This window comes from Clostridium carnis (assembly GCF_054657435.1).
Genome location: NZ_BAAHYS010000001.1, coordinates 1,965,958 through 1,979,258, shown reverse-complemented (window position 1 = coordinate 1,979,258; position 13,301 = coordinate 1,965,958). Strand labels below are relative to the sequence as shown.

At 26.2% G+C, this 13,301-nt stretch carries 13 protein-coding genes; 2 read left to right on the top strand and 11 right to left on the bottom strand.

The features are described from left to right. Positions 1-54 precede the first annotated feature (54 nt). From ACYQ1T_RS09515 to ACYQ1T_RS09505, 3 genes are read right to left on the bottom strand one after another with little or no spacing between them, the layout of a single operon-like run. Complete coding sequence (locus ACYQ1T_RS09515) at positions 55-1,068, bottom strand: sensor histidine kinase (RefSeq protein ID WP_459834284.1); 1,014 nt, start codon at positions 1,066-1,068, stop codon at positions 55-57. 1 nt (position 1,069) lies between these two features. Further along, positions 1,070-1,741, bottom strand: coding sequence for a response regulator transcription factor (locus ACYQ1T_RS09510; protein ID WP_459834282.1), 672 nt, complete (start codon positions 1,739-1,741; stop codon positions 1,070-1,072). A gap of 54 nt (positions 1,742-1,795) precedes the next feature. After that, entirely contained in the window at positions 1,796-1,987 is a 192-nt protein-coding gene (locus ACYQ1T_RS09505) for a GGDEF domain-containing protein (protein WP_459834280.1), read from the bottom strand. Positions 1,988-2,200: 213 nt separating this feature from the next. Here ACYQ1T_RS09505 and ACYQ1T_RS09500 point away from each other — a divergent pair, with 213 nt between their 5' ends. Then, entirely contained in the window at positions 2,201-4,141 is a 1,941-nt protein-coding gene (locus ACYQ1T_RS09500) for a KUP/HAK/KT family potassium transporter (protein WP_459834278.1), read from the top strand. 83 nt (positions 4,142-4,224) lie between these two features. On the opposite strand, the gene ACYQ1T_RS09495 is transcribed toward ACYQ1T_RS09500, so the two are convergent. The 8 genes from ACYQ1T_RS09495 to ACYQ1T_RS09460 form a co-directional block, all read right to left on the bottom strand. Next, positions 4,225-4,644, bottom strand: a complete 420-nt coding sequence (locus ACYQ1T_RS09495) for a MaoC family dehydratase (protein ID WP_459834276.1) — start codon at positions 4,642-4,644, stop codon at positions 4,225-4,227. Between the two features lie 12 nt (positions 4,645-4,656). Beyond that, entirely contained in the window at positions 4,657-6,207 is a 1,551-nt protein-coding gene (locus ACYQ1T_RS09490; protein WP_459834274.1) for an acyl CoA:acetate/3-ketoacid CoA transferase, read from the bottom strand. Positions 6,208-6,254: 47 nt separating this feature from the next. Further along, the gene (locus ACYQ1T_RS09485; protein ID WP_459834272.1) at positions 6,255-7,610 is read right to left on the bottom strand and encodes a GntP family permease; all 1,356 of its coding nucleotides are present in this window, start codon (positions 7,608-7,610) and stop codon (positions 6,255-6,257) included. 27 nt (positions 7,611-7,637) lie between these two features. Beyond that, the gene (locus ACYQ1T_RS09480; protein ID WP_459834270.1) at positions 7,638-8,129 is read right to left on the bottom strand and encodes a hypothetical protein; all 492 of its coding nucleotides are present in this window, start codon (positions 8,127-8,129) and stop codon (positions 7,638-7,640) included. Positions 8,130-8,496: 367 nt separating this feature from the next. After that, on the bottom strand, positions 8,497-9,951 hold the full coding sequence (locus ACYQ1T_RS09475; protein ID WP_459834268.1) for a sigma-54 interaction domain-containing protein: 1,455 nt from the start codon (positions 9,949-9,951) through the stop codon (positions 8,497-8,499). A gap of 297 nt (positions 9,952-10,248) precedes the next feature. Next, complete coding sequence (locus tag ACYQ1T_RS09470; RefSeq protein ID WP_459834266.1) at positions 10,249-10,731, bottom strand: chemotaxis protein CheX; 483 nt, start codon at positions 10,729-10,731, stop codon at positions 10,249-10,251. Positions 10,732-10,869: 138 nt separating this feature from the next. After that, positions 10,870-11,394, bottom strand: a complete 525-nt coding sequence (locus tag ACYQ1T_RS09465) for a phosphatase PAP2 family protein (protein ID WP_459834264.1) — start codon at positions 11,392-11,394, stop codon at positions 10,870-10,872. Positions 11,395-11,439: 45 nt separating this feature from the next. Beyond that, the gene (locus ACYQ1T_RS09460; protein WP_459834262.1) at positions 11,440-12,417 is read right to left on the bottom strand and encodes a hypothetical protein; all 978 of its coding nucleotides are present in this window, start codon (positions 12,415-12,417) and stop codon (positions 11,440-11,442) included. A 176-nt stretch (positions 12,418-12,593) separates the two neighbouring features. Between ACYQ1T_RS09460 and ACYQ1T_RS09455 the strand changes: the two genes are divergently transcribed. Beyond that, entirely contained in the window at positions 12,594-13,286 is a 693-nt protein-coding gene (locus tag ACYQ1T_RS09455) for a Crp/Fnr family transcriptional regulator (protein WP_459834260.1), read from the top strand. Positions 13,287-13,301: the final 15 nt, after the last annotated feature.

The following is a 13,301-nucleotide window of genomic DNA, read 5'->3' as shown; positions in this document are numbered from 1 at the left end:
CCATAACTTCGGCTTACATTTCCTAATTTAATCTTACACTCTTGTAAGATTTATCTATTCAATAATAGTTTTTATAGAAGAAAAATCAATTTTTACTTTAGTAAAAACACCAACTTCAGAAGTAATTGTTATTTTATGTGATAACTTATTTAAAATCTTCTTACAAAGATAAAGTCCTATTCCTGTTGATTTTTTATTCATCCGTCCGTTATATCCAGTAAAACCTTTTTCAAATACTCGTGGTAAATCCTCTTTTTCAATACCAATTCCTGTATCTTCAATTACAAGAGTTTTTTCTTCATTATCATCCATATATATAGATATTTTCCCCTTATTTGTATATTTCAATGCATTAGATAATATTTGTTCAATTACGAATACTAGCCATTTTTCATCTGTTAATACATTACAATCTATTTCTTTTAAATCAAGAGTAATACTTTTTTTAATAAATATGTTAGCGTATTTTCTAATACCTTGCTTTATAATTTCTGATAAATTATAATTTTGAAAAACTAAATCAGATGATGAATTTTCAATTCTTAAATAGCCTAATACCATTTCTACATATTGTTCAATTTTAAAAAGTTCTGTTGATAGTTCTTTATTTTGATTATTATTCTCTGACTGTAGTAATAGCCTCATAGCTGCAATAGGTGTCTTAATTTGATGTACCCAAAGTGTATAATAATCAAGCATTTCTGTTTCTTTATTATCAGCCGTTGAAGCTATTTCTATCTTTTCATCATAAAGAATCTTTAAGATATCTTGGTAATCCAATTCAATTAAATTCTTAGATAACGGTATTTTTATTAAATTTGTACTAATTTGATTTTTAAGAATACATAAAGCCTTGTGCTTTTTATAATATTTTATAAAATCATAAAATGAAAAAATAATTCCTATATTAGCTGATAAAATAAAAGCATATGCTATAGCTTCAGTTTCTAATGAGTATAAAGAAAAAACTAATAAGAAAGTAAGAATAAAAATACAATATATTATTATTGTTTTAATATGATTTTTAATATAAGAAAATAGTATAAATAAAAAGTTTTCTTCCTTCATGTTACTTCACCATGTATCCCATACCTTTTTTAGTTATAATAAAATTAATAAGTCCAATATCAGATAAACTTTTTCTTAAACGAGCAATATTAACAGTTAATGTATTATCATCAATAAAGCTATCACTTTCCCAGAGTCTTGTCATAATTTTATCTCTGGATATTACTTTTCCTATATTCTCAAGTAAAATTTGAATTATTTTGAACTCATTTTTTGTCAGTTCAACTTTTCCATTTTTATACATAATGGTAGTATCACTAAGATTTAAAACTACTCCATTATGCTCAATAATATTCATTTGCCCACTAAAAGAATATGTTCTTCTTATTAATGCTTGTATCTTTGCAACAATAATATCTAAATCAAACGGCTTTGCAATAAAGTCATCTCCTCCCATATTTACAGCCATAACAATATTCATATTGTCAGACATAGATGAAATAAATATTATAGGTACTTTTGATACCTTACGTATTTCATTACACCAATGGTATCCATTAAAAAATGGTAAAGATATGTCTAAAATAACAAGATGTGGCTCATAATTAATAAAATATGCCATAACTTCTTTAAAATCTGTTACACTTTCAACTTCATAATTCCATTGCATTAAACAATTTTTAAGTGACTTTGATATCACCATATCATCTTCAATAATTAGAATTCTATACATAACTTTCCCCCACTGGATATCTTAAAATATATTTTAATTCTTCTAATAAATGTACTACTCAACTCTATTCCTGCCATTAGATTTTGCTAAATAAAGCTTTTTATCTACATAAGAAATTAATGTACTCATATCAACATATAGATTATTTTTTATTGTATACGTTCCTATACTGCATGTAATTTTTATTTCTATTTCATCAAAAATAAATTTACTTTTATAAGTAACTTCTCTCATTCTATTATACATATAATTATTGTAATATACATTCCTATTAATAATTATTATTTAACCTTAAATTGTAGTTTATTATTAATATATTTATATTTTTAAAACTTTCAAAACTATTTGTTAATATTTTATTAAAATTTATTTAATTTATATTTTTTCTTATATTGACAATTGAATTTAAAGGAAATAGAATAATCTAATACAATTGCAATAAAGGAGGCTAAATTAGCCATGAAAAAAAGCACAGTAACTATAGGTTCTTTATTAGTTGCACTAGGAATAGTCTATGGAGATATTGGTACCTCCCCTCTTTATGTAATGAAAGCTATATTAGCTACAAATGGTGGCTATTCATCAGCAGAAGTTATTTTAGGGGGGGTATCTCTTGTATTTTGGACACTGACTCTTCAAACTTCAATAAAATACGTTATTTTTACACTTAAAGCTGATAACAATGGTGAAGGTGGAATCTTTTCACTATATACTTTAGTTAGAAAAAAAGCGAAATGGCTTATTATACCGGCTGTTATAGGTGGAGCTGCTTTGCTAGCTGATGGAATGATTACACCACCAGTTACAGTTACCTCAGCTATAGAAGGATTAAATGTAATATTACCTCTAAGTACTGATAAAATAATAATTTTGGTTATTCTTATAATAACATTATTATTTTCATTGCAAAGATTTGGTACAGCAAAAATAGGTAAAATATTTGGTCCAATAATGTTTATATGGTTTTTAATGCTTGCCATATTAGGAGTTATTCAAATTGCACAATTTCCTCAAATAATTAAAGCTTTAAATCCTTATTATGCAATAAAACTATTAATTAATAGTCCAGAAAGTACATATGTTTTAGGAGCTGTATTTCTTTGCACTACTGGTGCTGAAGCTCTTTATTCTGATCTTGGTCATTGTGGAAGAAAAAATATTTATTACACATGGATTTTAGTTAAAACCTGTCTTATTCTTAATTATTTAGGACAAGGTGCTTGGCTTATATTAAATTCTGGAAACAAAATTGTAGAAAATCCATTTTTCTCAATAATGCCAAAATGGTTTATATTTATAGGAATTGTAATAGCTACACTTGCTGCTATCATTGCAAGCCAAGCTCTTATTTCTGGTTCCTTTACTTTAATTTCAGAAGCTATTAAGTTAAATCTTTTTCCTCGTCTTCACGTTAGATATCCTGAAGATGAAAAAGGAAAATTATATATACCATCAATAAATTATCTTTTATATATTGGCTGTGTTGTTCTTGTATTGTTTTTCAAAAAGTCTGAACATATGGAAGCTGCATATGGTTTAGCTATAACAATTACTATGCTTATGACAACTATATTATTATGGCAATATATGAAGCATATAAAGAAAAAACCTATATTAGCAACCTTTCTTCTTTTAGTATTTGTTTTAATTGAAGGTAGCTTTTTATATGCTAATTTATTCAAATTACTTCATGGTGGATATATAACATTAATTATTGCTGGAGTAATAATTTTTATAATGTATATATGGATTTATGGATCCAATATAAAGAAAAGATACAATGAATTTAGCAATATAGAGGATTATCTTGACAAGTTCAATTCTATAAAAAACGATACTGAAATACCTTTATATTCAACTAATATAGTATATTTAACTAAAGGAAGTAACTGGGCTAAAATAGAAAACAAAATATTATTTTCTATTTTTAATAAATTACCAAAGCGTTGTAAATTTTATTGGTTTATCAATATTGAAGTAACGGACGAGCCATATACTAAAGAATATGAAGTGAAAACTATTTCTGAAAATCAAATTTTCTCTGTTAAATTCAGATTAGGATTCCGTGTTAATCAAGGTGTAAATATCTTATTACGTGAAGTTATTAAGGAACTAATCGCTAGTGGTGAATTAGAATTTAAGCCTAAAGACTATATGATTAGCACTGATTCAAACCCTACTGTTGGTGATTTTAAATTTATACTTCTTGAGGAAACTATATCTAATGAAAGTGAGCTATCTTCTTGGGACAGTTTTATAACCTCCTTTAGAATACAACTTAAAAAATTTACTGTATCGCCTGATAAATGGTTTGGTATAGATACTAGTATAGTTGAATTTGAAAAAGCTCCAATTACTATAGGTAACAAGCCTAATATAAATTTAGTTAGAATAGATTAATTATTATAAAAAATAAGAGTAAGAAGTTTTTTATTTTTAAACTCTTACTCTTATTTTTATAATTAATAAATTATAATTTGCTTCTATTTTCTAGGCTTTACAATAGCTTTTCCCTTAAGTACAACTACATCATGTTGATTTTTACAAATAGTTTCAAAAGTAACTTTATTTTTTTCAATATTTTTTTCCAAAGCCTCTACTGTAGCTGTTATAGTATCTCCAAATCTAACTGGTGCAGTAAATTGTAATTCCTGTGATAAATATATTGTTCCTGGACCTGGTAATTGCATTCCTAAAACAGTTGAAATATATCCTGCTGTTAACATACCATGAGCTATTCTTCCTTTGAAAAAAGTATCCTTACTATATTCTTCATTAAAGTGTGCTGGATTTAAATCCCCACTTATTCCCCCAAACATAACTACATCAGTTTCTGTTACAGTTCTACTATATTCTGCCTTATCACCTATATTTATTTCATGTATTGTTTTTCCTAATAACATTCTCCTCACTCCTTAAATTATATCTTTTAATCCCATCTTATCTTCTTTAAAAATTCTTTCATCCATTACTTTTAAAGTTTCTGAAATATGAGGCTTAAATTTCATTTTATTTAATATATGCTCATTTACATCTATTCCAGGTGCAATTTCTGTTAGAGTTAATCCCTTATCAGATAATTCAAATACAGCTCTTTCTGTAATATACTTAACAGGTTGTCCAACTTTATAAGCGTATTCACCAGAGAATGTCACTTGTTCAACATCATCTATAAACTTTATTATTGAGCTATCTTCATTAATAATTAACTTTCCATCTTTTACATCAATTTTAGATTTACCAGCTGTAAATGTTCCACAATATACAACCTTTTTGGCTGTTTGTGAAATATTAATAAAACCTCCGCATCCAGCTATTTTAGGTCCAAATTTACTTACATTTACATTTCCTTTCTTATCACACTGTGCAAGACCTAAAAATGTTATATCAAGTCCACCACCATCATAAAAATCAAATTGATATGGTTGATCAATTATTGCATCAGCATTTAATGCTGCTCCAAAACTATGTCCTCCTGCTGGTACTCCCCCTATGGTTCCAGCTTCTGTTGTAATTACAACTCCATCAATTCCCTCTTCATTAGATACCATAGATACACCTTCTGGCATTCCAATTCCTAAGTTTGTTATAGCATTAGGGAATAACTCCATTGATGCTCTTCTTGCAATTATTTTCCTTATATCTAAATTCATAGGTTTAATTTTATTTATTGGAATTCTAATTTCTTGTGAATAAGATGGATTATACTGTTCAGCAAATGTTTGCATATGACATTCTTCTGGTGCTTCAACTATTGCATCTACATATATTCCTGGTATTTTAACTTGCTTATAGTCTAAACTTCCTCTTTCAATGACTTTTTCCACTTGTAAAATTACCTTTCCACCACAGTTTTTAGCTGCCTGTGCCATAGATAACATTTCAAGACTTGAACATTCTTTTGTAAATACGCAGTTTCCCTCTTCATCTGCATAAGTTCCTCTTATTATAGCTATATCTACATTAAAGCTTTTATAAAAAAGATACTCTTCTCCAGCAATATTCATAACATTTATAATATCTTCCTTAGTTATATCATTAAGCTTTCCACCCTCTAATCTTGGATCAACAAAGGTTTCGATGCCTACTTTAGTTAAAATACCTGGTTTTTTTCCTGCTATAGCTCTATAAAGTTGTGATATTACTCCTTGTGGAAGGTTATATGCTTGAATTTTATTTTCTAAAGCAAGTTTTTGAACTTTAGGAACAAGTCCCCAGTGACCTCCAATAACCTTACTAATCAATCCTTCATACCCTAAATGATTTAGTCCTCTAGTTTTTCCATCACCTTGTCCTGCTGCAAAAACTAAATTAAGATTTCTAGGCTCACCACAAGAATTAAATTTTTCCTCTATAGACTTTGTTATATATTCTGGATGCATATTTCCTACAAACCCACCTGTAGCTATAGTATCTCCATCTTTTATTAATGAAATTGCTTCTGTAACTGAAACTACTTTATTCACCTTTATCACTCCTTTAAAATACTTACTTCATTGGATTAATCTATGTTTTATACAATACCTGTTAATAAATGTAATGTTGTTATTACTGCTAATGCTATAAGTGGTATTGCCATTGTTACAACTGCTATATATTTATAACTTTGCTTATGATTTAATTTACAAACTGCTAATAATGTAATTACTGCTCCACAATGAGGTAATGAATCTAACCCACCAGATGCAACTAATATAATTCTATGAAGAGCACTAGGACTTACTCCCATTGCTAGAAAATCATTTGCCATTACTTCAAGTGCTATAGCAGTTCCTCCTGATGATGATCCAACAATACCTGCAAGTAGTGTAGTAGATATTCCAACTTTATATACTGCTGGTATAGCTAAAGAAACTAATCCTAATTTAAGAGTTGTGAAGGCTGTTAATGCTTTAATTACTCCACCGTAACCAACTTGTGCAGCTGTATTAAATATTGGTAATATAGATTCTTCTGCTCCACTAGTTACTACTTTATTAACATCTTTTATATATTTTTTCATTGCTATTAATATAAATAAAATTGCTACTGTTAATGCAATTACTACAGGCCAAGTTCCATCAACTTTTCCACCTATACTTGTATATTTATTAATAACTGACTCTCTTGTAAAATAGAAATTTGTTAATACAAAATTTAATATGAAAACTATAATTATAGGTAAAAATGATATTAGAATCCCAGGAGAATTTTCCCTAGATGTTGAATTTACTTCATCTAAATGAATTCCATATCCTTCTCCTTTAGATTTACATTTTTTCACTTGAACATTTAAATACCAAACTCCACCGATAAACATTATTAATGCTGCTATTATACCTAGTATTGGACCTGCATATATATCAGTACCTAAATATACTGTAGGCATAGTATTTAAAGTTTGTGGTGATCCTGGAAGTGCAGTCATTGTAAAAGTAAATCCTCCAAGAGCAATTGCACCTGGTAAAAATCTCTTCGGAATATCTGCATTTTTAAGTAATGTTGCTCCTATAGGATAGATAGCAAAAACAACAACGAATAATGATACCCCTCCATAAGTTAAAAGTGCTGTAGCTACTACAATTGCAAGAATAGCCCTTTCCTTTCCAAACTTTTTAGAAACAAAATCTGCTATAATACTAGCTGCTCCAGTAGTCCCCATTAACTTACCAAATATTGCTCCTGTTAAGAATACTGGAAAGTAATTCTTTATATACTCAGTAGCCGCTGGTAAAAACAAATTAGATAATGCATGTAATGCTGGTATTTCACCTGATAATAGTGCAGCTAACATCCCTAATACTGGTGCAAGTATTATAACTGCCACCCCTCTATAAGCAAAATACATTAAAGCTACTAATGTTAAAATAATTGATAAAACTCCTAACATAAAATACCCTCCTAAAATAATTTCAAATTATATAATTGACTTAAATAAATCAAAAATAACATATCCAATAGCAAGAAATATTATTGTTGCCATTGCCCCCATATACACCTCTATAAATCTTGAATTTTTATTATATATATCTTTATTTTTAGAACTAAATTTTTCTTCTGCATTTTTTTCTTTAAATAATTTATAAGTATTCCATACTAAATCTAAGGTTAAGTAACATCCAAATAATAAAACAATATAATATATAGCCTTAAAATTAAAATTCATATATGTATCTACTACTGGTATAGCACCTAGTAAACATGTAACTATAATAAATGTTGTTTCTCTTTTATAATTTCTAAACTTTATATCATAGATATCTGTAATTAATATAAATACAAAGCATAATGCAAGATGAAAATATTTATAACTCATAGGAAAATAAATCTGCTGTCCTATAAGCAGTATAAGTATCCCCATAAATAAATTTTTATTTAATCTAGATTTCTTATTAAAATCTACAACCACTTATTTCACCTCCTAATTTCCTATAAATTACTTTAGCAATTGATGTGCCAACTTCTATTATAAATTTGCTTAATTTTTTCTTTATATAATAAAAAAGTTAGGTTTATTTCACAAAACAAACCTAACTTTTTGAATTATTATTTAAAATTAATATATCTACTAACTCTGTTATATTAATTTTTTTGTTAAACTATATTTTTGTGTAAGCTTTTCTTTACATATATAATGACTTTTTTTAAAACTATATGCTTTTCTTTACACTATTTTATATATAAATTAATATCTGTATATCTATATTTACAATTTTAATTTTTTTCTGAATTTTCTAATATATTTACAAAGTTTATTTTTTATTTTATAACTATTTTTATTCTAAACTATATTTTTTTATTTTATCATATAAAGCAACTCTACTAATATTTAACATTTCCGCTGCTTTAGTTTTATTTCCATTAGTAAACTTAAGACAATTCTTTATAGCCATATACTCAGCACTCTCAACTACTTCCCTTATACTTTTTACTTCTTCAACAATTTCATCTTTAACTATATTTTTAGGTAAATGCTTTAAATCTATTATATTTTCTCCATCCACTATGTTGACAGCTCTTTCTACTACATTTCGTAGTTCTCTAATATTACCTGGCCAAGAATAATAATTCATAACATTAATTGATTGTTTTGAAAAACCAATTATATTTTTATAATTCTCTACATTAAACTTATATAAAAAGTGGTTAGCTAATAATTCTATATCTCCATTTCTATCTTTTAAAGAAGGTATATTTATTGTTATTACATTTAACCTGTAATATAAATCTTCTCTGAATTTATTCTCTTTAACTAATGAAAATAAATTTTTATTTGTAGCAGCTATAATTCTAACATCTATAGGTCTTGGATATTCTCCTCCTATTCTTTCAACTTCCTTTTCTTGTATTACTCTAAGTAATTTAACCTGCATATTTAAAGGCATATCTCCAATTTCATCTAAGAATATAGTTCCATAATTAGCAAGTTCAAATTTACCTATTTTACCAGATTTATTTGCTCCTGTAAAAGATCCCTTTTCATATCCAAAAAGCTCTGCTTCTAGAAGCTGTGCTGGTATTGCTGCACAATTTATTTTTACAAATGCTTTATTACACCTTTTACTATTTTTATGTATAGAATGAGCAAATAGCTCCTTTCCTGTACCTGTTTCCCCTAAAATTAATATATTAGAATTATTTCTAGATATTCGTTTAGCTATTTCTTTAGTTTCTTTAATTTCATTAGACTTTCCAAGTATATCAGCAAACTCATATTTTGCATTATTAAAATTTTTTACTTCTCCCTTATAGCTTTCAAGTTCTTGTTCAATATTAGTAATTTTATCATGTAAAATATTTAAATCTTTAATGTTTCTAAAAATAACTTTTCCTAAAGCTCCAACCACTTTCCCCTCCTTTATTAATGGAACTCTATTAGCTATCATATAACTTCCATTAATTTTATGTGGCTGAGCAATTTCCTCAATACCAGTTTGAGCTACAATATGCATCCTTGAATTTTCTACAACTTCAGTAACATGTTTGCCAATAACACACTTATTTATTCCTAAAAATTTTTTATATGTATCACTTATCATAGTTACCTTTCCTTCTTTATCTACAATAATAACTCCATCATACATGGTTTCTATTATAGAATTTAATGACTTTAACTCTTCTACTTTACACTTTAATTGCTCCTCTAAAAGTTTGATTTTATTTTGAAGCTTCTCAATTTGATCACCTTTCTCTAAGTCTACCTCTAAAGTTTTATTCCCCTTATTATTCAAATCCTCACCTCATCATAATCCTATATAACTTATTAAAAATAATTATAAAACGTTTACTTAGAATGTACTATCTCTCCTTATAAGTAGTAAAAAACTCTTATTCTATATTTATAATATCACTTTTATTTTATTTATGCATTTTCTTTTTCAAGTTCAATGTCTTATTAAATCTTTTATTACTTATTCTTAAATTTTAATAACACTAATACTAATTTCCTAAAGAATGAAAAATAGCTAACTCTTAATACTAGAGCCAGCTATCAATATACTAAAAATCTTATAACTTTACTTATCAAATTATACTCTTATTTGACTATTAATATGTTCAAATGCAATATTTATCTCCATAGGAATATTATCAACTAACATAGTTATACATAAAATTTTATCGCTACTAATTTTTGCTTGAAAATCATTTCCATACATTAATGTTGGTGTAGAAATATTAACATTTACTCCAATTCGTGAAAAATTACTACTTGCATTTGCAGTTAGCATGTTTGAAAGTTCTAATAAAGCACTATGAGCCATATTATCTAAATTACTAACTGATAATCCCATCATCATTGTAGATGCAACCTTTTTTGCATTCTCTTCATTTAAAGAGTAACTAACAACGCCTTTAATATCTCCAATTAATCCTAGTGTTAACATTACTCCCAAGCTTTTTATACTCTTCTCTTTTATACTAATACTTTTCTTTTTAATCTCTTTAAAACCAAGCTTAGGCATTATATTTAAACAACACTCAATAAATGGATTTATATGCTTCGCTTCCATTTAATTTCCTCCCTTTAAACCCTGTAATTCTTTTTTCTTTAAGATTGTGTATAAGTTTATATACTTATCAACATTCATTAAATATTAATAGTTTTACTTATTTATTACCATAATGATTTTCATTATCAGTATTTATTTTTATCTTATCTCCTTAGGAATCATCATATATTTTCTAATTAATTTATTAACAAAATACGAAGATAGAAACCCTAAAATTATGCCGCCTAAAACATCTGAGAAGTAATGAACTCCTAAATAAATTCTAGAAATTGCTACAATTAAAGCAAATACTCCAATTACCAAATTATATCTATTCTTATTAAATAAAAACACTCCAAACATTGTAAAAGATAATGCTGCACTAGCTGATGGAAAAGAAAATGAATTAGGTTTATTTCCTATAATTTCATAACCATAGGTTATAAAAGGTCTTTCTCTACCGATTAAATTCTTCAATACTCCTTCTCCAATTATAAGTGTTATCAAAAATGAAATTCCTAAAATTACACCGAACTTTCTAGTATTCTTTATACATAATAATACTAGAATTAATATAATCCATATATATATTGATTTTTCAAAAATAATGTTAGTAAATAAACTATCTAAAAAATCACTTTTAATATTTTTCATTAAGTTAATAAAAAACAAATCTATTACCATATATTCCCACCTCATTTATTAAAATATTTTACTTAAATAAACTTATTACTTTTCTACAAGAATTACTATCTGGCTATGTTTCTCAGTAAATGAGACTTTAAAATTAATAAATATCTCTTTTATTAGATCTATCATATACTCTTTTTCTTTTGCTCTAAATTTGAAACCAATTTTATCTCCAAGTTCCTCTTGTTTTTTATTCTTATTAGCAAAGGGAAGTATAATATGAACATGTCCAGAAAACGTAGTTGACATCTCATATATTCCTATGTATAACTTTTTTAAATCCTCATCATTTAAAAATTCTGCAAAACCATTACAAGAGATTATTAAATTATTTTGTAAAGGAAATTCTTTAGTATAAGATTTCTTATTTAAATAATCAAATATAGACATATTACATCTTTTTATTTTTGACCTATCTCCAAAAATACTTTTACTTAACTTTTCATTGTTATTTAACCATTTTGAATCAATATCTATATTTAAAATATCATATTCTTTATGTAAAATATTTTCCTTTAAAATATTATTCATCCCAAAAATAATTCTTTCTATTTCTAAACTATCAAATCCCCCACCACATCCAATGTCAACAAAAGCAAAAGAATCTTTGTACTCAAATATGTATTTTTTTATAATACTTTTAATTAAATTTTCTATCTCTATTCGTCTCCAAGTTATAGGTGGTGCTACTACACTCAAAATTTTTCTATCAAAATAAGAACCACACCACTTACTTTGAGGCGTATTTAAAATTGAATAAAAAGTAACTTCTTCAGTACCTGGACGCTTAGACATTATATTTGCAAATGTACTTAATTTTGTTAAAATCTTTCCCATTAAAGTTAACGAATATGGAGTTCTTGGTAAATCTTTATTTTTAAAGCTACTTAAAAAAATTTTTTCATCTCCATTTTTTAAATAGAATGATGAATTATCTATCAATAAATATTCCCATATTGTTTTCTCCTTACTAAGCCTATCCCACGCTGATAGAATTTTAAAATCACTTTCTTCCATAAATATTCTCCTATTATCTATTTGAATTTTATTTTTAAGAGTTTATAGCCTTCTTAAAATAATGTATTTATTTTATAACATACTAAGATATAAAAAAATGATATTTATCATGTTTTTAATACTAATTATTATGTTATAATAACTAATATTATTTTATTGTAATAATGAGGTAAATTATGAATTTAATAGATTTAAGATATGATTTAATAAAAGAACTTAAACCTTTTATTGAAAACATAATCACATTAAAAGGCAATACATCAATATGGGAACAAGAATATGAAAGTAATAAACTAATCATTACGTTAAATGGAACAATAAAAGCATCTCATATGTTGCCAAATTCTAAAGAACTTTTGCTAGGAATTTATAAATCTGAAGTAATTATCTTTCCAGCTATATTAAATATGGAAAATAATTTTTCATCTTTATTCCAAATAAGTACTCTAACAGAATGTACATTAGGAATTATATCTGCATCTACACTTAAAACTCTAATGGATAAAGATATTACCCTTATTCGTAGGCTATATTTATATCATGATTATCTATGTCAAAAAGTTTTTTTACAATTACGGGATATAAGTATACATAATAAGAAGCTTGCTTTATTTTCTATACTAATACGTCTATACAACACTTACGGATTAAAAACACAAGATGGTTGGAAAATAGATATGAAACTTTCTAATATAATTTTATCTGAATATATTGGAACTTCACCTGAAAATATAAGTAGATTATTAACTAAATTAAAATCCGATAATGTTATTGAATTTAAGCAAGGCTTCTTAACCATTAAGGATTTAAATTACATGAAAGATTGTTTAGGCTGCTCTAAATGTAATGAGAACTTATGTATATTTTAACTTCTTGTATAAATC